Annotated in this window: 16 protein-coding genes and 1 tRNA gene; 5 read left to right on the forward strand and 12 right to left on the reverse strand. The window is 63.8% G+C overall.

Annotated features, from left to right (window positions below; all coding sequences use genetic code 11):
* Window positions 1-22: 22 nt before the first annotated feature.
* The gene (gene dapA, locus A3M7_RS0129575) at window positions 23-913 is read right to left on the reverse strand and encodes a 4-hydroxy-tetrahydrodipicolinate synthase (protein ID WP_027547171.1); all 891 of its coding nucleotides are present in this window, start codon (window positions 911-913) and stop codon (window positions 23-25) included.
* 281 nt (window positions 914-1,194) lie between these two features.
* Between dapA and A3M7_RS0129580 the strand changes: the two genes are divergently transcribed.
* Together A3M7_RS0129580 and A3M7_RS47320 are read left to right on the forward strand one after the other, a co-directional pair.
* Entirely contained in the window at window positions 1,195-3,594 is a 2,400-nt protein-coding gene (locus A3M7_RS0129580; RefSeq protein WP_049823749.1) for a lytic transglycosylase domain-containing protein, read from the forward strand.
* 156 nt (window positions 3,595-3,750) lie between these two features.
* On the forward strand, window positions 3,751-4,026 hold the full coding sequence (locus tag A3M7_RS47320; RefSeq protein ID WP_084302624.1) for a DUF3551 domain-containing protein: 276 nt from the start codon (window positions 3,751-3,753) through the stop codon (window positions 4,024-4,026).
* A gap of 75 nt (window positions 4,027-4,101) precedes the next feature.
* Here A3M7_RS47320 and A3M7_RS47325 read toward each other — a convergent pair whose 3' ends face one another.
* From A3M7_RS47325 to A3M7_RS0129595, 4 genes are all read right to left on the reverse strand, one after another.
* Window positions 4,102-4,407, reverse strand: coding sequence for a DUF3551 domain-containing protein (locus A3M7_RS47325; protein WP_371090220.1), 306 nt, complete (start codon window positions 4,405-4,407; stop codon window positions 4,102-4,104).
* A 124-nt stretch (window positions 4,408-4,531) separates the two neighbouring features.
* On the reverse strand, window positions 4,532-6,049 hold the full coding sequence (locus A3M7_RS0129585; protein WP_027547173.1) for a porin: 1,518 nt from the start codon (window positions 6,047-6,049) through the stop codon (window positions 4,532-4,534).
* 573 nt (window positions 6,050-6,622) lie between these two features.
* Complete coding sequence (locus A3M7_RS45075) at window positions 6,623-9,235, reverse strand: tetratricopeptide repeat protein (RefSeq protein WP_049823750.1); 2,613 nt, start codon at window positions 9,233-9,235, stop codon at window positions 6,623-6,625.
* Between the two features lie 380 nt (window positions 9,236-9,615).
* Window positions 9,616-9,709: transfer RNA gene (locus tag A3M7_RS0129595), tRNA-Ser, on the reverse strand.
* 343 nt (window positions 9,710-10,052) lie between these two features.
* Between A3M7_RS0129595 and A3M7_RS45080 the strand changes: the two genes are divergently transcribed.
* The gene (locus A3M7_RS45080) at window positions 10,053-12,062 is read left to right on the forward strand and encodes a tetratricopeptide repeat protein (RefSeq protein ID WP_049823751.1); all 2,010 of its coding nucleotides are present in this window, start codon (window positions 10,053-10,055) and stop codon (window positions 12,060-12,062) included.
* Window positions 12,063-12,125: 63 nt separating this feature from the next.
* On the forward strand, window positions 12,126-12,989 hold the full coding sequence (locus A3M7_RS0129605) for an FkbM family methyltransferase (protein WP_027547174.1): 864 nt from the start codon (window positions 12,126-12,128) through the stop codon (window positions 12,987-12,989).
* Window positions 12,990-13,135: 146 nt separating this feature from the next.
* On the opposite strand, the gene A3M7_RS0129610 is transcribed toward A3M7_RS0129605, so the two are convergent.
* Both A3M7_RS0129610 and gatB read right to left on the reverse strand, forming a co-directional pair.
* Window positions 13,136-13,402 carry a hypothetical protein gene (locus A3M7_RS0129610; RefSeq protein ID WP_027547175.1) on the reverse strand — a complete coding sequence of 89 codons (267 nt, stop codon included), beginning with the start codon at window positions 13,400-13,402 and terminating at the stop codon, window positions 13,136-13,138.
* Between the two features lie 1,565 nt (window positions 13,403-14,967).
* Window positions 14,968-16,452, reverse strand: a complete 1,485-nt coding sequence (gene gatB / locus A3M7_RS0129620; RefSeq protein ID WP_027547176.1) for an Asp-tRNA(Asn)/Glu-tRNA(Gln) amidotransferase subunit GatB — start codon at window positions 16,450-16,452, stop codon at window positions 14,968-14,970.
* A gap of 190 nt (window positions 16,453-16,642) precedes the next feature.
* On the opposite strand from gatB, the gene A3M7_RS0129625 reads away from it, so the two are divergent.
* Window positions 16,643-18,085, forward strand: a complete 1,443-nt coding sequence (locus A3M7_RS0129625) for an FkbM family methyltransferase (protein WP_027547177.1) — start codon at window positions 16,643-16,645, stop codon at window positions 18,083-18,085.
* 4 nt (window positions 18,086-18,089) lie between these two features.
* Here the strand turns inward: A3M7_RS0129625 and A3M7_RS0129630 are convergent, their stop codons facing one another.
* From A3M7_RS0129630 to A3M7_RS0129650, 5 genes are all read right to left on the reverse strand, one after another.
* Window positions 18,090-18,395, reverse strand: coding sequence for a hypothetical protein (locus tag A3M7_RS0129630; protein WP_027547178.1), 306 nt, complete (start codon window positions 18,393-18,395; stop codon window positions 18,090-18,092).
* Window positions 18,386-19,861 carry an Asp-tRNA(Asn)/Glu-tRNA(Gln) amidotransferase subunit GatA gene (gene gatA / locus A3M7_RS0129635; protein ID WP_027547179.1) on the reverse strand — a complete coding sequence of 492 codons (1,476 nt, stop codon included), beginning with the start codon at window positions 19,859-19,861 and terminating at the stop codon, window positions 18,386-18,388. The genes A3M7_RS0129630 and gatA overlap by 10 nt, the downstream gene beginning before the upstream one ends.
* The gene (locus A3M7_RS0129640) at window positions 19,858-20,070 is read right to left on the reverse strand and encodes a hypothetical protein (protein ID WP_027547180.1); all 213 of its coding nucleotides are present in this window, start codon (window positions 20,068-20,070) and stop codon (window positions 19,858-19,860) included. Before A3M7_RS0129640 ends, gatA begins: the two co-directional genes overlap by 4 nt.
* 24 nt (window positions 20,071-20,094) lie before the next feature.
* A complete protein-coding gene (gene gatC / locus A3M7_RS0129645; RefSeq protein WP_027547181.1) occupies window positions 20,095-20,382 on the reverse strand; it encodes an Asp-tRNA(Asn)/Glu-tRNA(Gln) amidotransferase subunit GatC in 288 nt (95 codons plus the stop codon).
* Between the two features lie 87 nt (window positions 20,383-20,469).
* Window positions 20,470-21,546: a nitronate monooxygenase family protein gene (locus tag A3M7_RS0129650; RefSeq protein ID WP_027547182.1), complete on the reverse strand. Its 1,077-nt coding sequence runs from the start codon at window positions 21,544-21,546 to the stop codon at window positions 20,470-20,472.
* Between the last annotated feature and the right edge of the window lie 7 nt (window positions 21,547-21,553).

Genomic DNA, 21,553 nt, shown 5'->3' on the forward strand with positions numbered 1-21,553 from the left:
GCTCCCCGGAAAGGCTGCCGCGTCAGTTGATCAGGCCGGCGTGAACCATGGCGCTGCGCACGGCAACGCGCGTCGGCTCGGACACCGGCACCATCGGCAGCCGCAGCGTCTCGTCGAGCTTGCCGAGCAGCGACATCGCATACTTGATCGGCGCCGGATTGCTCTCGATGAAGAGGTTGTTGTGCAGCGGCATCAGCTTGTCGTGCAGCTTCAGCGCGGTGGCGTGATCGCCCTTCTGCCAGGCGGCGTGGAACTCCGAGCACAGCCGCGGCGCGACGTTCGAGGTCACCGAGATGCAGCCATGGCCGCCATGGGCCATGTAGCCGAGGATGGTCGCGTCCTCGCCCGAGAGCTGGTTGAAATCCTCGCCCATCGCCGCACGCTGCTGCGACACGCGGACCATGCTGGCGGTAGCGTCCTTGACGCCGGCGATGTTCTTCAGCTCCCACAGCCGCTTCATGGTGTCGACCGACATGTCGATCACCGAGCGCGGCGGGATGTTGTAGATGATGATCGGAATCCCGATCGCATCGTTGATCGCCTTGAAGTGCTGGTACATCCCTTCCTGGGTCGGCTTGTTGTAATAGGGCGTCACCACCAGCACGGCGTCCGCGCCCGCCTTCTCGGCGTGCTGGGCCAGCTCGATCGCCTCCTTGGTCGAGTTGGAGCCGGCACCGGCGACCACGGGCACGCGGCCCTTGGCCTCCTCGATGCACCACTCGACGACCTTCTTGTGCTCGTCATGGCTGAGTGTCGGGCTCTCGCCGGTCGTGCCGACCGGGACCAGGCCGTTGGTGCCCTCGGAAATCTGCCAGTTGACCAGGGAGCGGAACGCCGCCTCGTCGAGCGAGCCGTTCTTGAACGGCGTGACCAAGGCGGTGAACGACCCCCGGAATTTCGTCTTGGCTGCCATGGACTTCCTCCGTACGCGGCGAGTTTTGAGAGCAAGCCCCATTCATATCGGGTCTATCCCGCCGGTAAAAGGGCCGCTCCCGTGCGACGCACCGTTTAGGCCGCGATTTTGCCGCGGTGATGGTGCAAACCCGCCCGCGGTAAGCGGCTGTTGGTATTTTGTCCGCATATTCAATCAAATTCAGCTAGATCTTGAGCCACTTGACTGATTCGGGGCGACGAAACGCCGTGACCTCATTTCCTCGTGCCACATGGCGATCCACCGGTCTGGTCGTGTGCCTGATGGCAGGCCTGTCGGTCGGCTGCGCCGCCTGGGCCAAGTCCAATGAGACACCTGCCGAAGGGGCCAAGGACACCGCGAAGCCAGCCGCCAAGGACGCCACGAAGGGATCCGGCAAAGGATCGGCCAAGGACACAGCGAAGGAAACAGCCAAGGGAACCGGCAAGGACACAGCGAAGGCCGCGAGCAAGGGGACGGCTGGCGCCCCGGCCAAGGATGCCGCGAAGAAACCGGCCCAGAATGCCGGCAAGGATGCTGGCAAGGAACCCGCCAAGGACAAGCCCAAGCCTGCGGCAGCGGCGCCCGCGCCGAAATCGCAGCCGACCGCCAACGGCTCAGCCCCCAAAGCCGCCCCCGCGCCGGCCGCAACGGCCACCGTCAGACCTGCCGCCGCTCCGGCCGCCAAACCGATCGCAGCTCCCGTGCTGGCTCCCGCGACCCGCCAGCACGCGACGCCGCGCAAGCCGGTCACGCCGGCCGCGGTCGCTGCGACCTCCTCGACGTCGCAAGCCGACAAGGACACGCTCGAGAACGTCATCGACCTCGTGCGCAAGCGCAAGGCGGCCGACACCACCAATTACGCTGCCTCGATCTCGGATCCCGTTGCGCGAAAGCTCGCCGAATGGATCATCCTGCGCAGCGAGGACAACGGCGCGACCGTGGAACGCTACCGCGCCTTCCTCTCCGCCAATCCAAGCTGGCCGTCGCAGACCTTCCTGCGCCGCCGGCTCGAGGCTGCGATGTGGGACGACAGGCGCGATGATTCAGTTGCGTGGTCATGGTTCGAGAACGAATCTCCAGTGTCCGCCAAGGGCCGCTTCACGCTCGCCAAAGCGATGCTGGCGCGCGGCGACCGCGCCAATGCCGAGCGGCTGGTGCGCGAGGCCTGGCGCAGCGATCCGATGTCGGAGGACACCGAGAACAACGCGCTCGACCAGTTCGGCGCCCTGCTGACGCCGGGCGACCAGAAGGCGCGGATGGACACCCTGCTCTACGGCAGCGAGAACGAGGCCGCGCTGCGTGCCGCAAAACGTCTCGGCGCCGGCTATGTCGCGCTCGCCAAGGCCCGCATCGCCGCCGTCAAGAAGGCGCCGAACGCGCACGCCTTGCTCGACGCGGTGCCGCGCGAGCTGCACAACGATCCCGGCTTCATCTTCAGCAAAATCCAGCTCCTGCGCCGCGAGGAGAAGTTTGCGGAAGCGGCCCAGCTCATGCTGTCGGCGCCGAAGGATCCGAACCGGCTCTACAATCTCGACGAATGGTGGATCGAGCGGCGCCTGCTCGCGCGCAAGATGATCGACACCGAGGAATTCCGCAGCGCCTATCTGATCGCGCGCGACGCGGCGCTGCCCTCGCGTGACATCTACAAGACCGAGCAGGAGTTCACCGCCGGCTGGATCGCGCTGCGCTTCCTCAACGATCCCGCCACCGCCACCCAGCATTTTGCCCGCATCGGCGTCGGCAGCGTCAATCCGACCACGCTGGCGCGCGCCGGCTATTGGCAGGGTCGCGCCGCGGAAGCCGCTGGCCGTCAGCAGGAGGCGCGCAATGCCTATGCGCGGGCCGCCGAGCAGTCCACGAGCTATTACGGCCAGCTCGCACGCGCCAAGCTCAGTCTGCCGCAGATCGAGCTCAACAGTCAGCCGCGCGGCCGTGGCGCCGAACGGCTGGAGATCGTGCGCGCCGCGCAGCTGCTCTACGAGCTCGACGAACGCGAGATGGCGGTGCCCATGCTCGCCGACATGGGCGAGAATGGAGATCCCGAGGCGTTGGCCGGCCTCGGCGAGCTGACCCAGCGCCACAGCGATGCGCGCGGCATGCTGCTGCTCGGCAAGGCCGCGCTCAACCGCGGCCTGCCGTTCGACTTCTACGCCTATCCCGTCAACGGCATCCCGCAGTTCACGCCGATCGGCCCCGAGGTAGAGCGCAGCATCGTCTATGCGATCGCGCGGCAGGAGAGTGCGTTCAATCCCTCGGTGGTCTCGCCGGCGCAGGCCTATGGGCTGATGCAGGTGACGCCGGACGCCGCACGCTATGTCTGCAAGCGGCACGGCGCGACTTACGATCTCGGGCGGCTGAAGAACGATTCGGTCTACAACGCCACGCTCGGCTCGGCCGAGCTCGGCGGGCTGCTCGAGGATTATCGCGGCTCCTACATCATGACCTTTGCCGCCTACAATGCCGGCCGCGGCAGCGTGAAGAAGTGGGTCGACCGGTACGGCGATCCGCGCGACCCCAAGGTCGATGCGGTGGACTGGGTTGAGCTCATTCCATTCTCCGAGACGCGCAACTACGTGCAGCGGATCATGGAGAACCTTCAGGTCTACCGCGCCCGCTTCGGCGGCGGCACGCGGTTGCAGATCGAGGCCGATTTGCGCCGCGGCACCGGCAGCGTGGAATAGCGGGGCTGGATCGACCCGGCTTGGTCCTGAGCCGTGGCAGCGATGCAGCAAAGCTTCGGGGTAGAATGTCGTTACGGGGCGGACGGCCTCGCGATAGGGCTGGAACAAGCATGACCAATAGCAGTTGGTTAGCCCTCACGAACCCGGAGAGGTCTCATGTTCCGCGTGGTCGGTGTGCCCATGTTCGCAGCCGTGGCCTTGTCCGGCTTGGTCGTTGCCGGCTCGCCCGCCCACGGCAAGAATCGTCACCATTCCCAGCCGCAGGCAACCGGCCTTCAGGATCGTTATTGCCTGCAAGGACGGCGTTGGGGCTACCCTGGCAACTGCCTGTTTTCCACCTACAGCCAGTGTATGGCGACTGCTTCGGGCACAATCGATTCCTGCGGTTTGAATCCAACCTACGCCTTCCAGGAATGGAAGGGACCCAGATGATCGTCTGATCGCTCTCGTTGAGCGGTCAGACCGCACGGAAGCTGCGGGGCCCGATTTCGCAGAGGATTTCGATTCTCACCCGGCCGGAGCGGACCGGCCGCGGGGCGCGCGAGCCGGACCAGCTGAACCCGGCGGGGACCAATACGGGTTGTCCATGCACATCGCTGACAACCCCATCGCGGCAGCCCTGCAGTCTTCCCACGATAGGTAGCTGCAGTAGATCCTGTTGCTGCCGCCCCACTCCCATTTCTGGAGGCACACGGGATAGCGCGGATCCAGGGGTTCAGCAGCCGCCGGCGCGAAGAACGGGGTGAGCGCAGCGACCATGGATGCCGCACCCAGCACGCTCAGCACCCGTCTCCAGATCCTCGAAAAATTCACGCTCAGAAACTCCCGTACCGCGCGCAGACGAACGATCTGCCTTTTAGACGGTCTCCGCGAGACCCACAAAGAAAAACCCCGGCAGTTTCCTGCCGGGGTTCGCAGATCAGTCAGACGACCGATCTTAGAAGTTGCGCTGAGCGCGGAGGAGCAACTGGAGGTTGCCCTGATCCTTCAGCTCGTAGGTGGCGACCGGCTTCGCAACCGCGGCGTTCGCCGTGGCAGCGCCCGTGATCGTGCCCGAGTACTTCTGGTCGAGCCAGACGTAGCTCAGGTCGGCAGTGAAGGCCAGGTTCTTGACCGGGGTCCAGACCACGTTGCCGCCGACAACCGCGAGGTTGAAGTCCGGGTTACACGTGGCAGTGGCGGCGCCGAAGGCGGCGACGAAGTTGGCGCAGATCAGAGCCTTGCCCGTGTCGCCGTAGCGAAGCGAAGCGTAAGCACCATAGATCGACGAAGCCCAGTTCGGGGACCAGTTGTGGGTGTAACCACCGCGGAAGCCCCAGGTCTTGACCGTGTCGATACCGGTACCGGTACCGAAGACGCCATCAGCGAGACCGGCGAAGCCGAGGCTCTGATAGGCGATGCCGCTGCCACCGTAGATGTAGATGTTCTGCGGGAACAGGCTCTGGAAGTTGTAGCGGGTCGCACCGTCGGTGTAGACGGCCTGCAAGTTGATCGAGTCACCCGCACCAGTCGGGATGTTCTTGATCGACAAGGCACCCTGCACCGCAAAGCCCCACTTGTCGTCGGGATGGCCGGTCGGCTCCGTCGTGCCGTAGTAGGCAGTGTGGAGTTCGTGCGCGGCAACCGAGAACTGGGCAAGACCCCAGGCCTGGTCAACGCGAACCTGACCGACGATGTCGGGAGTACGCGTGCCACCCCAATCGTTGGTGCCGTAGATGCCCTGGATGAAGGCAGCGCCAGCAGCCGAAGCCGAGGTGAAGCCGCTGAGACCACCAGCAGTGATGCTGGCGTTATAGAGGTTCGTCTGGCCGCCAGCGGCGGTCGTCAGGTCCTGCAACGCCACCGAAGCGGTGATGCCCTGGCCGAAATCAGCCGTGTAGGCGACCTGGTTCACACCGGTCACGTTGTTGCTGCCGCCCGGAAGGAAGTCGGGACCACCAGCCGGATAGCTCTGCCACGGTGCGTCGAAGATCGAGACCGTGCGGCCGAAGGTGAAACCAGCGAACTGGATGAACGCATGGTAGAGGCCAAGCGTAGCCGAGCCGGTCGAGAACGCCGACGGGTTGCTGGCGGTGGTCGCCTGGCTATCCCAGGAGAAGATCATATCGGCGTAGGTGCGCACCACGCCATACTCGGTCGCCGTCCGCGTATCGACGGTGAAGTCCATACGAGCGCGGCTCTGGTAGTAGTTGTCCAGACGGTTGTTGCCACCGCCGGGAGCGCCCTGGCCGATGCCGTAGTCGCTGTTCGTGTTCCCCAGCATGTCCGCACGGACGTAGCCGCCGAACTTGATGCAGGTGTCAGTGCCCGGCATGTAGTAGAAACCGGCTCCGTACAGGGAGCAGATCTTCACGTATTCGACCGCCTTGGCCTTCACGGGAAGATCGGCTGCCTGAGCTCCGCCAACGGCGATCAGACCCGCCGCCGTACCGAGCAAAAGGCTCTTAAAGTTCATGTTAAACCTCCAAGTTTGCTCTATAGGGAAGGTTCCGGATCCGCTGGGTGACGACACCCTAAGGTTGGTTCCCTTGTCCCTTGTAACCACCGCTTAGCCGCTTCGCGCTTTCGGACACACCCGCTGAAAACGCGAGGGACTTAAGCGAACCACCTAGAACGGGACGACCTCGGGATGCCCCCCTCCGTCGCTCGCTCACAATTACTGAACGTCTTTGCACACACAACAAAAGAACGCTTCGGACCGGGCCTCAAACACGTGTTTTCCGATGGGTGTTGCACAAATAACACGCAGTTGTGATCGACGCGCCCGCGTAACCGACTGAAAAACATAGAGAAATTTCTCCAGTTCCAGCCGCCTTGAAAAATCCCCGGTTTGGGCACCGCTCTCTATGGCGCTGCTGCGCCTCCGTCCCACTCGAATCGAGCGGGCGAATCCCCGCCGAATCTGTGCGGCCGCTCCTTCAGGCAAAAAGCCGAATAGTCACATGGAACACGGCTGGGAACATCGAGAACCAGGCATCGGCTACTCGCGGCTCGATCCGGATCAACCGATCGGCCGGTGTTCCAACCATCAGACGGATCGTACCGAGGACACCTCGATGTGATCGGGCGGCAATCCGGCGCGATACCGCCGAACCATGGCCTCAAACGCTTGTTCCAGGTTTCGGGCAAGCAGAGACGTATCGAACAGCGGCATCGTATGACGACGCTTTTCCAGAGTTTCCCTGATGCCGCGGAGCTTTTCGCGATCTAGCGCCAGTTCAATCGCGCGTTCCTCATATTCATCGCGAGAATGCGTGATGAGTTCGACCAATCCGAGAGCATGCAGCAGGCTGGCTGCGACCCGGCCTGCATAGGTTTCTCCGGCCAGCGTCAGCACGGGCAGGCCGGCCCAGAGAGCGTCGCCTGCGGTGGTGTGGGCATTGTACGGCAGCGCGTCCAGGAACAGGTCTGCCAGGCCGTGACGCGCCAGGTGATCCGCGGTCGAGGCAACGCGCGTCGCAAAGACCAGGCGCTGGGGATCGATGCCGCTTGCCTCGGCCGCTCTCCGCAAATTGGATTTTGCGACATCCTGGAGATCGGAAAGCCAGACGACGGAGCCGTCGACCTCCTTCAGGATGCGCATCCAGCTCCCAAAGGTCGCAGGATTGAGTTTGTAGGCGTTGTTGAAAGCGCAGAAGACGATGCCTTCGGCAGGCAATCCCTGCGCCCGCCTGTCGAGCCCGGCATGCGAGATCGCGCGTCCCTCCGCATCGTGAGGCATGAAGCAATGCGGCAGCCAGGCGACCTTCTCTGAAAAGTGCTTGCGGTCCTCGGCAGGAATGACCCGCTCGTCGGCGATCACATAATCCAGCAATCCGCCGCCGACGGTGCCGGCAAAGCCGAGATAACCTGCGAGAATTGGAGCTGGCCGCTGCGCGAGAACAGCGAGCCGCGCTCCGAGCGTATGCCCCATCAGGTCCACGAGGATGTCGATTTTGGCCGCCTTGATGCAGCCCATGATTTCATCGTCGCTCCGCCCGAAGAGATCGGTAAACTGGTCGAAGCTCCGCTCCAATCGCGCACGCAGATCGCTGTCGTCGGTCGGGCCGATCGAGAAACCATGCGTTTCAAATCGGGTGCGATCGTGGGCCTCGAAAAGACCTGCGGCCAGATAGCTGACCGGATGGGTGCGAAAATCCCCCGACAGGTAACCGATGCGGATCTTGTCCGCCTGAACGGGAACAGCGTCGACGGATTTACGCGCGGCAAGACCGAGCATCCTTTCGATCCAGAAATCGGCGCTTCGTCGCTGGTCCTCGGCCGATGCCGCAATCGAGAGCAGCGCAAACGGCTGACAGCCCCCCTCGCCCGCACGAATGGATGCGATCAAGCGCGTTCTTTCAGCCTCTATCTCTGTCCAGTCGCAGCAATTCAGCTTCGAATAGAGCCTCGCGCCTTCCACCCCGGGCAGGTCGCGATTGAGCGAGAACGCCCTGTCGAAGGCCGCGAACGCGTCGTCGTGGCGACGAAGGTCGGCGAAGATGTTCCCTCGCCCGAACCAGGCCTCCGCCAGGTCGGACCTGATGGACAGCGCCTTGTCGTAGCCGTCGAGCGCCTCCCCGTAGCGCTTGACGTCGGCGAAAACATTGCCTCGGCCCAGCCAGGCTTCCGCCCGGTCCGGCGCGATGGAGAGCGCCTTGTCGTAGGCGGCGAGCGCATCATCGTGACGCCGCAGATCCAGGAAGACATTGCCGCGGCCGAGCCAGGCTTCGGCCGAATTCGCTTTGCTCGAGAGCACCGCGTCGTAGAGCGCGAGGGCATCGTCGTGGCGCTTGAGGGCCGTGAAGACGTTGCCGCGGCCAACCACGGCTTGGATTGAATCCGGCTTGATCGAAAGGGCTTTGCCGTAGGCCGTGAGCGCTTCGTCATAGCGCTTGAGATCCGCGTTGACGTTGCCCCGGCCAAGCCAGGCGGCGGCCGATTGAGGGGCGATGCCGAGTGCGCGGTCGTAGGACGCGTCGGCATCCGCGTAGCGCCTGAGCTCGTACAGGACATTGCCCCTGCCGATCCAGCCCTCCGCCAGATCGCCCCTGATGGAGAGTGCCCTGTCGTAGGCGGCAAGAGCCTCGTCGCGGCGCCCGCCACGAGCCAGCGCCGTGCCGCGGCCGAGCCAGGCTTCCGCCAGTTCGGGCCTGACGGAGAGCACACGGTCATAGGCGGCCAACGCCTCGGCATGGCGCCCGAGTTCGAGCAGCGACTTGCCCTTGTTCGCATGAGCGTCGGCGTAGTTCGGATCGAGGGCAATCGATCTGTCGAAGTCGGATATGGCCGCTTCGTATTGGCCGAGATCGTTGCAGGCTACGCCGCGGTTGTTCCAGCTCTCGCGCACATTTGGATTGAGCCGCAAGGCCCTGGTGAATTGCTCGTGCGCGAGCGCGGGCTTGCCAAGCTGCTTCGCGATCAGCCCGTAATTGTAGAAGGAAACATCCGATCCCTGGTTGAGCTTGACGGCGCGCGCGATGAATGGCTCGGCCTCGGCGAACCGGTTCGTGTTCACCAGAACGATCGTCAGCAGGTTGAGCGCAGGCACATGCGACGGCTCGGACTTGATGACCCGCCTGAAGCCCTCTTCAGCCTTCTTGAGATCGCGCGCATTGAGGGCCGAGAGCGCCTCATTGAAGATTGCTGCAATGTTCTTCATCGACGGGAACAGACCTCTTGCACGGCGTCCCACTACGTCCACGGATCGACGTCGCGCTCAGCACCCAAACCATGCCCATATCCGCCCAATCGAGCGAAAGACCGGTGAAGTACCTCACGCCGGCGCGGTTGAACATACGCCGGGCACTATGTTTTCTCGGGCAAGGCGCAGGGGATAAGGTCCATTAGGCCGGGAGGACCTCGGCAGAGCCGGATTTGACGGTTCCAGGACTTCCTCACGGCGATTCGCCGAGCTGCAAACCGGCCGCCGCGGACCATGTGGGATGGTAAGGCCGGGGATGCTCCGCCCTTCAGCCCATCCGGACCGCCGAGCGCGCGGTCAATCCGCGAAAAATGGAAGATATTTCAATTGGATGCATCTGGCGGAGACGGAGGGATTCGAACCCTCGATAGGCCTTTACAAGCCTATAACGGTTTAGCAAACCGCCGCCTTCAGCCACTCGGCCACGTCTCCAACGCGCCGGGTATGCCCGACACGGCGGCGGGCTGCAAGCGGCAGAATTGGGACGAGCGGGTTTCTTTGCACATGAAAGCTCTGGCCGTGATGAAAGAAGGGCGGGCGGGACTGGCTGACGCCCCGGGCCGGCGGGCCGTCATCACGCCCGCATAGCGGGCAGCCCTCGCGTCGGTTGGCCGGCATCGAGATTGTCATGCGTGAAATCTCGGCCCGAGCGCGATAGTTTCGTGCCTCGAAGCGCGGCGGCGCGGCCGTTGTTCTCTCCGGCGAAGGCGGCTAGAGTTTTTGCACCAGTTCGCCAAAGCACAGCCCCGTCATCGGGGTCCAGAAACCCAATCACATGTCGCAGCACAGCCGCAACAAGGGAGCTTCGGCCCCCTCCTCACTCCATCCGTCGACTGTTCTGGACCAGGCAATTGCGGCGCACCGTGCGGGCAATGTGTCGGATGCGGAGCGGGCCTACACGGCGATCCTGAAGGGAAGCAGAACGCACCCCGTCGCGCTCCACATGCTTGGGCTGTTGCACGCACAGCGCGGCAATTTCGCGGATGCCGAGCCATTGCTCAAGAAAGCTGTCCGCGTCGATCCCGGCAATCCCGACGTCCTCTTCAACTATGCCAACGTGCTGCGTGCATTGGACAAGACGGACGATGCGCTCGACTGGCTTGCGAAAGCGATTGCCCTGGCGCCGAACTTCGCCGGTGCGCATCTCAATCGCGGAGCGATCCTGATGGCACGGAAGGAGCTTCACGATGCCATCGCGGAATTTGATCGCGCCATTGCGATCGCGCCGTCGAGCGCAGCGTTCGCAAATCGAGGTAGCGCGTTTCACCAGCTCGGTCGGCTCGACGAAGCGCATGACAGCTACCAAAGGGCCGTCGAGCTCGGACCGTCGAATCCACAGAACCATTTCCTGTTGTCTGAAGTCCTTACCCAGATGGGCCGGCACGACGAAGCGATCGGAGCGCTCGAAAGAACGGTCGCGCTGGATAAGGCTTTCCCGTTCGCATTGAGCAAGCTCGTTGGTTCCAGGCGCAAGCGTGCCGACTGGCGCAATTTCGAACGTGAACAGGCCGCCCTGGACGAGGCCGTCGAAACCGGCGTGGCGGTCGACCCCTTCACCTTCTTTCATGCCTCGTCGTCTCCCGCACACCAATTGACCTGTGCGAAGACATATGTCGCCAACGTCGCCCCGGAACGGGGTGCAGCGATATCTGGAACGCCGTCACCGGCTTCCCGGCTGCGGGTCGCGTACCTGTCTGCCGATTTTTACAATCACGCCACCGCGCATTTGATGGCCGGAGTTTTCGAGGAGCACGACCGCGAGCGCTTCGAAATTAGCGCCATCTCCTACGGACCGGATGACCGCGGCGAGATGCGCGGCCGCCTGAAGGCAGCATTCGAGCGCTTCGAAGACGTCAGCCATCTTCCCGACGAGGACGTGGTCGAGCTGATACGCCAGCTCAACATCGAGGTCCTCGTCGATCTGGGAGGCTTCACCGCCGGTGCGCGGCCGAAGATCCTGGCGAGCCGGGCGGCTCCCATCCAGGTCAACTATCTCGGCTTTCCCGGCACAATGGGCGCGCCATATATCGACTACGTCATGGCCGACCGGATCGTCATCCCCGAAGGAGAGCAGAAGCATTACGCCGAGAAGGTGATTTATCTCCCCGACAGCTATCAGGCGACCGACGCGAGGCGACCGCCCCTGCCAAATGGTCCCACCCGGAGCGAGGTCGGTCTACCGGAAGACGCATTCGTCTACTGCGCGTTCAACAGAGCGTCCAAGATCACGCCCGTGCTGTTCGATGTCTGGATGAGGCTGCTGACCAAGACCGCGGGCAGCGTCCTTTGGCTGCTTGATGGGGACCCGATCGCTAGGGAGAACCTGAGGCGTGAAGCCGTTGCGCGCGGCATCGCCGCCGACAGGATCGTGTTCGCCCCACTCGTCCCTGCCGACGAACATCTGGCGCGCCACCAACTCGCCGATCTGTTCCTGGACACATTGCCCTACAACGCCCATACCGGGGCCAGCGACGCCCTTTGGGCCGGCTTGCCGGTCCTGACCTGCCTCGGCACCGCCTTTGCGGGACGTGTTGCAGCCAGTCTCCTGAATGCGGTTGGCCTTCCTGAGCTAGTGACGCGATCGCTGGACGAATATGAGGACTTGGCGCTTCAGATCGCGCGTGATTCCGAACTTCGAACCGCCCTCAAGAGCAAGTTGGCGGCACGTCGGACCACTTGGCCTCTGTTCGATACTGCCCGGATGACGCGACACATCGAAAAAGCCTTCAATGAAATGTGGCGCCGCCACTACGCTGGCGAGGCGCCGGCCTCGTTTGCCGTCTAAATCTCATCATGAGGTCGCTTGGCGTGAAGCCTCATGTCATTCCTTCCATGGGCTTCTCCGCGCATGACTGACAACGAACCGGACCTTCTAAACAACCTCATCCGGCCGGCACGGCTGACCTCGGTGGTTGATGTCGGGGCCAATCCGATCGATGGCGAGCCGCCCTACAAGGCGATGCTGCAACGAAGACTTTGTACCGTCGTTGGCTTTGAACCGCAGGACGAAGCGCTTGCAGAGCTCAATGCCCGCAAGAGCGACCTCGAGAGCTACTATCACTATGTCGTTGGGAATGGGCACAAGGCAAAGCTGCGTCTGTGCCGACTCCCGGGAATGACGAGCCTGCTGCTTCCGGATCAGAATGTGCTGTCGCATTTTGCGAAATTTTCCGAATGGGGCAGCGTGGTCAGCGAACATCCGGTCCAGACCCGCCGGCTCGACGATATTGCCGAAATCCGGGATCTGGATTTCCTGAAAATTGACGTTCAGGGCTCCGAATTAGCAATTTTCGGAAGCGGACGGGAAAAGCTGAAGCAGGCGGTCGCCGTCCAAACGGAGGTCTCGTTTCTTTGTTTCTACAAGGACCAGCCAACATTCGGCGATATTGATGGCGAACTGCGCAAGCAGGGGTTCATTCCTCACGCTTTTACGGCCGTCAAACAGCGCATGATCGCTCCATTGAGCGACCCATCCAATCACCATGCGGCCATGAACCAGCTACTGGAGGCCGATATCGTCTATGTGCGAAACTTCATGCGGCCGGCTGCCATGACGGTCGAGCAACTCAAGCATCTCGCAATGATCGCTCATCATTGCTACCGCTCGTTCGACCTTGCCGCGAACTGCGTTCACCACCTGATTGCGCGGAAGGCGATCCCCGATCAGTCGATTCACGATTACATGGCGTCGATCCAGCTTCCGCAACGCTGAACTGATTGCACGATCGCGGGACGCGTATGAGTGCGCGTCGGTCGGCTCGACGAAGCGGCCTCGTTTGCAATATCGCTGCGAGCTCGCCTTGGCGCGCAATCGCACCGACCGGTCGAAGTCCAGTTCCCCGGGTCGGGGTGAATCGCTCAGTGGGTGGAAACCCACGCCCTCGCCTCGCGCTGAGCGGCCGAAATCTCGGCGTCCGACATCTGCCCGGCGACTTCCTGGCGCAGCGCCACGGCGTCCTTGCGGCCCTTCAGGGCGGCGAGGTTGAACCATTTGTGCGCGGCGACGAGATCGACGAGGCCGGCGCGGCCGCTCGCCCAATAGATCCCGCGCTCGAACAGCACGTCCGACAGCGCGCTCGCGTCGATCGGCGTCGCGGTCTCCAGATCGAAAGTACCCTGAAACATAACGCATCCCCTGTTTTCTTATGCCGCCTCGTTCCCCCGAGCGCGGCTCCCGTCCAACTCTGATTTGCGTGATCCCTTCTGGGATCATGCGCCGTTCAACTCTCCCCATGCCGTTTGCCGGCTTGTTGGAGGCGATGATGGCGGGCAAATTTGAATGGCAGTTTAAGTATCGCGATGAAGCAGACGTAAACGCGGGCCGCCGGCGCCCGCATGGAGAATGCAAAAAGCCTCCGTTTTGCAGGCACTTCTGCAATTCGTCAGATTTGGTTTACCTTGGGATTTTCGGACAACGATAACCATCGCGCGCGGTGGCGGGGCGCTGCGGCGTACATTCCGCCACTCATTGTCGTCACCCGCGACCCGGCCACGCCGGGGCTTGCGGTCCTGGGACGCTGAAGCTTCAGCCAACGGCTGGCGGGTGACCCGGTACTCCGCAGACGCCAGTCATCTATCAAGAGCCGCGGCGTGCTGGATCGCCGGTCGGAACCGGGCGATGGGTCCGCAAATGGGGAAACGGCGCGCGGACGCCGCGCAACGACAAGGCCGCAGCCCTCGCCTGCCCCGAGGCAATGCACAGCGGCAGCGCGGTCACGTCGCGATCAGATCGGCAATGTCGGGAAAAGGAATGCCGTCAATACCCCGGCCTCAGGAGAACGAGGGCGTCGGCGAACACGTCAGGACCAGATTTCACTTTGACCGCGAGGCTACTCGTGAAATTGCAGAACCGAAAGAATCAGCCCCGCACCGAACGAAGAAAACTCGTTTCTTCTGCCGGACCGTGAAGAGAACGATCCGACCGTTGACCTGATGTCTCGCCGACACCCTCTATCGTCGACCAGAACCTTCTAGGAGGCGCTGATGACGTGCCGGCTGTCTAGCAGCCGGCAACTTCAGAAGTCGAAGTTACTTCTTCTTCTTCGCGACCTTGCGGGTCTTCTTCGCAGTCTTCTTCACTGCGCTCTTCGCCTTCTTCGCCTTCTTCGCTTTCTTGGCCATGTTGCCCTCCGATGTGTGAGATGGCTTTAATCGCTGCGTGCACTCGGGGATCGAGATGCACACTCATCCCGAATACACCAACACGACGAAAAAAACAGCTTCTCGCTTAAAGAAGTGTTGACGCAGCAAGGCGCGTGCGCTTGGCCAGCGCGACGCAAGCACACTGCATGACGCGTTCGCGCGATCGCGGAGAGCGGGCGCATCATCGGCGTTTGCGAGAGTAATGATTGCAAGAAAACACTATGCAGAAAGTATTTTCCTGCACTCACGCATTGCGCATGACCGGCGCGACGACGCGTGTCGCGACGCGCGGGATCGCCTCGCGAAGGCGTTTCGCGGACTCTGAGTCGCAGATTTTGGCAACGAAAATATTTTCATGCTTAACGGCGCGAGCGCTCGTCGGAGCGTGTGCAAGCCGCCGTTTTGCGCGAATCGCGTGACGGCGATTCGGTCGCCGCGGAGCTGTCGATCGGGATGAAGTTTGCCGCCGAGGACGCGCGCGAGCGTCGCATCGCGAACCGAAGGCGAGGTGACGAAGCGTGTCCGTCACCTCGTCCGAACGCGTGAGGCTAGACGCCGAGCTTGGACTTGAGCAGCTCGTTGACGCTTTGCGGGTTGGCCTTGCCGCCGGACGCCTTCATCACCTGGCCGACGAACCAGCCGAGCGACTGCGGCTTGTCCTTGACCTGCGCGGCCTTGTCGGGATTGGCCGCGATGATGTCGTCGACCACCTTCTCGATCGCCGAGAGGTCGGTGACCTGCTTCATGCCGCGGCTCTCCACCAGCGCGCGGGGATCGCCGCCTTCCTGCCAGACGATCTCGAACAGATCCTTGGCGATCTTGCCTGAGATCGTGCCCTCGCCGATCAGGTCGATGATCCCTGAGAGCTGCTCGGCGCTGACGGGAGAGTCCGTAATATCCCGGCCTTCCTTGTTGAGACGGCCGAACAGCTCGTTGATCACCCAGTTCGCCGCCATCTTGCCGTCGCGGGCGCGGTTGCCGAGCCTGTCGAGCACGGTCTCGTAGAACACCGCGCTCTCGCGCTCGGCGACCAGCACGCTCGCGTCGTAGGCCGACAGGCCGAAATCGGCGACGAAGCGCGTCTTCTTCTGGTCCGGCAGCTCGGGCAGCTTCGCCTTCAGCTCGTCGACGAGGTCTTGCGAGAACTCCAGCGGCAGCAGATCGGGATCGGGGAAGTAGCGGTAGTCATGCGCCTCTTCCTTCGACCGCATCGAGCGCGTCTCGCCCTTGTTGGGGTCGTAGAGCCGCGTTTCCTGGTCGATCTGCCCGCCGTCCTCGAGGATCTCGATCTGGCGCCGCGCCTCGTACTCGATCGCCTGTCCGATGAAGTTGATCGAGTTCATGTTCTTGATCTCGCAGCGGGTGCCGAGCGGCGCGCCCGGCTTGCGCACGGAGACGTTGACGTCGGCGCGCAAGGATCCCTTCTCCATGTCGCCGTCACAGGTGCCGAGATAGCGCAGGATCGAGCGCAGCTTGGTCACATAGGCCTTGGCCTGCTCGGCATCGCGGATGTCGGGCTTGGAGACGATCTCCATCAGCGCCACGCCGCAGCGGTTGAGATCGACAAAGGACATGGTCGGCGACTGGTCATGCAGCAACTTGCCCGCATCCTGCTCCAGATGCAGCCGCTCGATACCGATGGTGGCCGTCTTGCCGCCGTCCAGCTCGACGACGACCTCGCCCTCGCCGACGATCGGCGACTTGTACTGGCTGATCTGGTAGCCCTGCGGCGAGTCCGGATAGAAATAGTTCTTGCGGTCGAACACCGAGCGCAGATTGATCTTTGCGTTGAGACCGAGCCCGGTCCGGACAGCCTGCCTGACGCATTCCTCGTTGATCACAGGCAGCATGCCCGGCATCGCGGCGTCCACCAGCGACACGTGGCTGTTCGGCTCGCCGCCGAACGTGGTGGAGGCACCCGAGAACAGCTTCGAGTTCGACGTCACCTGGGCATGGATCTCCATGCCGATGACCATCTCCCAGTCGCCGGTTGAGCCTTTGAGCAGTTTGTGAGGTGTCGCGTCAGCGTTCATGGCGAAGATATCGTTCTGTGCTGGAGGATGCGGGTCGGACCCCGGCCAGGCGGGAGCTACCACGCTAACTAATTAAGCCGGCGCGGAAAGCGATGCAACCTGGCCCCCGCTCCCCAACCGGCCGAATTGGGCGTGAAACTGCACGCAATCCGTGCCATGACAACCCTAAATGGATCGAGGCGGGAGGGACATGATGGGCGAGCTATCGCTCCGGATGACTGACGGGACGCATATCGTTGTGCCGGCCACGCTCGGCGCCATCACCACTTATGTCATCCTCGAGCAGGAATCGTGGTTCGAGAAGGAGACGGCGTTTCTCGCAAGCTGGCTAAAGCCGGGCATGACCGTGCTCGACATCGGGGCCAATCTCGGCGTCTACAGCCTGCCGATGGCGCGGTTGCTCGCGCCTCATGGCCAGGTGTTCGCCTATGAACCAGCCAGCGAGCCGCGCCGCCTGCTCGCGCTCAGCAAGGCCAAGAACGAGGCCACCAACCTGCATGTCGTCGCCGCCGCGCTGTCCGACGGTGAGCGCGAGGGTCAGCTGGTGCTGGGCAGCTCCAGCGAGCTCAACTCGCTGCAAGGCAGCGGTCCCAGCGAAAGCGTTCAGATCACGTCGCTCGACGCCGAACAGAAGTCAAGGAACTGGGGCGCCATCGACTTCGTCAAGATCGACGCGGAAGGAGAGGAAGAGCGCATTCTGGCCGGCGCGCAGGCATTTTTTTCCGAGCACTCGCCCCTGGTGATGTTCGAGATCAAAGCCGGCGAGAAGCACAACGACGGCCTGCCGGCAGCGTTCGCCAGTCTCGGCTTCGGCATCTACCGGCTTCTCGGCGGCGCACCCGTCCTGGTACCGGTCAAGATCGGCGAGCCGCTCGATCCCTACGAGCTCAACCTGTTCGCAGCCAAACCCGAGCGCGCCGCAGCACTCGCAGGCGAGGGTTTCCTGATCGAGACCATTCCGGTGTGGGAGCCCGACGACACCGCACGCGACTGGGCGCTTGCGCAGTTCAAGGCGCAATCCTTTGCGCCGATTTTCAATGCGCTGCCCGGCGGCGCCGCGGCTCAGGACCCGATCTATCGCGACGCTCTTGCCGGCTATGCGATCTGGCGCTCCCAGGAGCACGCATGGCCTCAGCGTTACGCGGCGCTGAAGTTCGCTTGCGATACGCTCGGCGCGCTCTGTCAGCAGCAAGCTTCGCTGTCGCGCCTTTCGACGCTCGCCCGCATCGCCTCGGACATCGGCAACCGCACGATGGCCGTCAACGCGCTGCGGTTCGTGGCGGAGGTGCTCAAGGGCGGCAAAGGCCGCATCCTGGAACCATTCTGGCCGGCAAGTCCGAGGTTCGACCATCTTGCGCCCGGGGACAACGTCGTCGGCTGGTTCGTGGCTGCAGCGCTCGAGCGGTTCGAACAGCTCGCGTCGTTCTCCTCATGCTTTGCACCGCCTTCCGTCGATCTCGACTGGCTGGCAAAGCAGCCGCTGGTTGCCACCGAGATCGAACGCCGCCGTGTTCTCCAGCGGGCACGCGCAGGTCAAAAGGTCGCGGTGCCATCGCGTCTGCGCAGGGCGGCGCCGGACCACCTCAACGCCGCGGCCTGGCGCGCCGGCGTAGTGCCCAACACGAGCCTGTGAAGGCTCAGGCGCGCCCCGTTTCGAGCAGCGCCGCCGCGATCCGCTGCCACTCCGCTTCCAGCGAATCCTTTGCCGCCGGCTGGCCGGCCTGGCGGTACCAGTAGCCGGCGTTACCGAGATCGCCTTCGACGCGGTGGAGATAGGCGTGCACCCAGGCGGCCTCGCGGCTGCTCTCGTCCTGGACGATCTTGTGCGCGCGGTCCCAGTCGCCCTTCGCCGCCCACCAGAGACCGGCGAGCGGCGCGTTCAGGTCCGGCGCCGGCGCTGCGCCGTCGAGGCTCGCGATGAAGGCGGCGACATTCACCACCACCTCGCGGGCGTGAAGCGGCCGGCGGCCTGCTCGATCACCTCGCCGAGCGAGAACAGCGTCTCCTCGTCGAAGGGACGGCCGATCAATTGCAGGCCGAGCGGCAGGCCCTGCGCGTCCTTGCCGGCGGGCACGGCGATCCCGGGCAGGCCCGCCATGTTCACGGTCACCGTGAAGATGTCGTTGAGATACATCTCGACCGGGTCGGCGCCGCCCTTCTCGCCGATGCCGAAGGCCGCCGACGGCGTCGCCGGCGTCAGGATCGCGTTGACGCCCTTGGCGAAGCAATCCTCGAAGTCCTTCTTGATCAGCGTGCGCACCTTCTGCGCGCGCAGATAATAGGCGTCGTAATAGCCGGCCGAGAGCACGTAGGTGCCGATCATGACGCGGCGGCGCACTTCGGCGCCAAAGCCTTCGGCGCGGGTGTTCTCGTACAGCTCGATGATGTTTTTGCCCTGATCGCGCAGGCCGTAGCGCACGCCGTCGTAGCGCGCGAGGTTGGACGACGCCTCCGCCGGTGCCACGATGTAATAGGCCGGCAGCGCATATTTGGTGTGCGGCAGCGACACTTCGACCAGCTCGGCGCCGGCCGCCTTCAGCCAGGCCGCGCCCTCGCTCCACAGCTTCTCGATCTCGGCCGGCATGCCGTCGAGACGATATTCCTTGGGGATGCCGATCTTGATGCCCTTCACGGACTTGCCGATCGCGGCCTCATAGTCCGGCACGGGAATGTCGACCGACGTCGTGTCCTTCGGATCGTGCCCGGCCATCGAGCGCAGCAGCATCGCGCTGTCGCGCACGCTGCGCGCGATGGGACCTGCCTGGTCGAGCGAGGAGGCAAAGGCGACGATGCCCCAGCGCGAGCAGCGACCGTAGGTCGGCTTGATGCCGACGGTCGCGGTGAACGCCGCCGGCTGGCGGATCGAGCCGCCGGTGTCGGTCGCGGTCGCGCCCATGCACAGCAGCGCCGCCACGGCCGAGGCCGAACCACCGGACGAGCCGCCCGGCACCAGCGTCGTGTTGCTGCCGTCACGCCGCCACGGATTGCCGACGGGACCGAAGCACGAGGTCTCGTTGGCCGAGCCCATCGCGAACTCGTCATTGTTGAGCTTGCCGAGCATCACCGCGCCGTCGCGCCAGAGCTGCGAGGTGATGGTGGACTCGTAGGTCGGCACGAAATTGCCGAGGATCTTCGAGCACGCCGTGGTGCGCACGCCCTTGGTCGCGAACAGGTCCTTGATGCCCAGCGGGATGCCGGCGAGCGGGCCGCCCTCACCCTTGGCGATCTTCTCGTCCACGGCCTTCGCCATGTCACGCGCCTGGTCGGGCGTCTCCATGACGAAGGCATTGAGCACGCGCGCGGCTTCGATCGCGGACAGATGCGCGTCGGTCAGCTCGAGTGACGTGAAAGTCTTGGCCGCGAGACCCTTGCGGGCCTCGGCGAGCGTCAGTGATGTCAAATCGGTCATTTATTGATCGGGCTGCAGAAGAACGGAGACAGGGTTTTGTCGTTGGCCGGATCGTCCTTCTTGGCGGCCGCTTTGGCGGCGGCCTCGATCTCGTCGAGCACGGCATTGACGGCGACATTGGGATCGGCAGCCTTGCCCTGCCGCTCCATCTTGTCGAGATAGTTCATGTAGGCCTGGTAGGCCTTCTCATCGTCGCAAAGCAGGCACATCGGACAACGTCCTGAATTAGAGACTTACTCGACGACCTTCGGCACCAGGAAGAAGTGACCTTCGGTCGCGGGCGCGTTGGCAACGATATCGTCGGCGACCTCGCCGTCGTTGACCACGTCCTGCCGCTTCTTCATCTGCATCGGGGTGACCGAGGTCATGGGCTCCACGCCCTCGACATTGACCTCCGAGAGCTGCTCGACAAAGGCGAGCATGGCGTTGAGCTCGCCCTGCAGATGCGGAACCTCGTCCTCGGAAACCGCGATGCGCGCCAGATGCGCGATGCGGCGGACGGTAGTGGCGTCGACGGACATTATATAAGGCCTCTCACGGCAAAACCTAACCGCCGTATAGCAGAGGCCGCTTTTGCGCCGCAACCGGCGCTCCCGCCTATCTCCCGCCTATCCAGCGAGCGCCTTAAGGCGAGCCAAGGCCGATTTGGCCAGATCCCGGGTCAATTCGGCCGCGGGGATCTCGCGGCCCAGGGCGACGGCCTGGCCGGCCCAGAGGTTGGTGAAATCCACCCTGCCCTGCTTTTCGGCAGCCGCCTTGAGCGGCCCCAGTGCGGTCGCGGCATGGGGAAAGGGAGGCGCATCGGGCGAGATCGGGCCCGCCTCGCGCATCAGGCGGTTCTGCACGCCCCGCGCCGGACGGCCGGTCATGACATTGGTGATGACGGTGGAATCGTCACGCGCTTCAGAAAGCGCCTTGCGGCCACCCGCGCTGACCTTGGATTCCGGGCAGCGCAGAAACGCGCTGCCGATCTGCACGCCGGAGGCACCGAGCGCAAGGGCCGCGGCAATGCCGCGCCCGTCGGCGATGCCACCGGCCGCGATCACCGGCACCTTCACGGCATCGGCGACCTGCGGCACCAGTGCGAAGGTGCCGGGCTGCTCGGCAATCTTGTCGGTCAGGAACATGCCGCGATGGCCGCCCGCCTCGGCGCCTTGCGCGATCACGGCGTCGGCGCCGTGCTGCTCGAGCCAGACCGCTTCCTTCACCGTCGTGGCGGAGGAGATGACGAGACAGCCGGCCGCCTTGACGCGCTTGAGCAGCGCTTGCTCCGGCAGACCGAAATGGAAGCTGACGACCTCCGGCTTCAGCTCCTCGACGACCTCGCAGAAGGCTGCGTCGAATGGCGCACGGTTGGCCGCGGCGATCGGTGCCGCCGGATCGAGGCCATGTTCAGTGTAATAGAGGGCGAGCCGCTGCTTCCACCGCGCTTCGGCATCCGTCGTGAGATCGACCGGCGTATGGCAGAAGAAGTTCATGTTGACCGGCGCCTTCACGCGCTGGCGGATGAGACCAACCTGCTCGCGCGCCTTCTCCGCCGAGATCATCGCGCAGGGCAGCGACCCCAGCGCCCCGCCCTGTGCAGCCGCGATCACCAGCTCCGCATCCATCACGCCGGCCATCGGCGCCAGCACGATCGGGAATTCGGTCTTGAAGAGGTCGATCAGTCGACGGTCAGGCCACATGGTTCTC

The organism is Bradyrhizobium sp. WSM2254 (genome assembly GCF_000472645.1).
GTDB lineage: Bacteria > Pseudomonadota > Alphaproteobacteria > Rhizobiales > Xanthobacteraceae > Bradyrhizobium > Bradyrhizobium niftali.

What these genes read in the sequence shown, in the direction of transcription:
- A3M7_RS45080 (WP_049823751.1), top strand. Translation starts at nt 10,053, where the DNA reads ATGTCGCAGCACAGCCGCAACAAGGGAGCTTCGGCCCCCTCCTCACTC.
- A3M7_RS0129580 (WP_049823749.1), top strand. Translation starts at nt 1,195, where the DNA reads ATGGCAGGCCTGTCGGTCGGCTGCGCCGCCTGGGCCAAGTCCAATGAG.
- A3M7_RS0129605 (WP_027547174.1), top strand. Translation starts at nt 12,126, where the DNA reads ATGACTGACAACGAACCGGACCTTCTAAACAACCTCATCCGGCCGGCA.
- gatC (WP_027547181.1), bottom strand. Translation starts at nt 20,382, where the DNA reads ATGTCCGTCGACGCCACTACCGTCCGCCGCATCGCGCATCTGGCGCGC.
- A3M7_RS45075 (WP_049823750.1), bottom strand. Translation starts at nt 9,235, where the DNA reads ATGAAGAACATTGCAGCAATCTTCAATGAGGCGCTCTCGGCCCTCAAT.
- A3M7_RS47320 (WP_084302624.1), top strand. Translation starts at nt 3,751, where the DNA reads ATGTTCCGCGTGGTCGGTGTGCCCATGTTCGCAGCCGTGGCCTTGTCC.
- A3M7_RS0129625 (WP_027547177.1), top strand. Translation starts at nt 16,643, where the DNA reads ATGATGGGCGAGCTATCGCTCCGGATGACTGACGGGACGCATATCGTT.
- A3M7_RS0129650 (WP_027547182.1), bottom strand. Translation starts at nt 21,546, where the DNA reads ATGTGGCCTGACCGTCGACTGATCGACCTCTTCAAGACCGAATTCCCG.
- A3M7_RS0129585 (WP_027547173.1), bottom strand. Translation starts at nt 6,049, where the DNA reads ATGAACTTTAAGAGCCTTTTGCTCGGTACGGCGGCGGGTCTGATCGCC.
- dapA (WP_027547171.1), bottom strand. Translation starts at nt 913, where the DNA reads ATGGCAGCCAAGACGAAATTCCGGGGGTCGTTCACCGCCTTGGTCACG.
- gatB (WP_027547176.1), bottom strand. Translation starts at nt 16,452, where the DNA reads ATGAACGCTGACGCGACACCTCACAAACTGCTCAAAGGCTCAACCGGC.
- A3M7_RS0129640 (WP_027547180.1), bottom strand. Translation starts at nt 20,070, where the DNA reads ATGTGCCTGCTTTGCGACGATGAGAAGGCCTACCAGGCCTACATGAAC.
- A3M7_RS0129610 (WP_027547175.1), bottom strand. Translation starts at nt 13,402, where the DNA reads ATGTTTCAGGGTACTTTCGATCTGGAGACCGCGACGCCGATCGACGCG.
- gatA (WP_027547179.1), bottom strand. Translation starts at nt 19,861, where the DNA reads ATGACCGATTTGACATCACTGACGCTCGCCGAGGCCCGCAAGGGTCTC.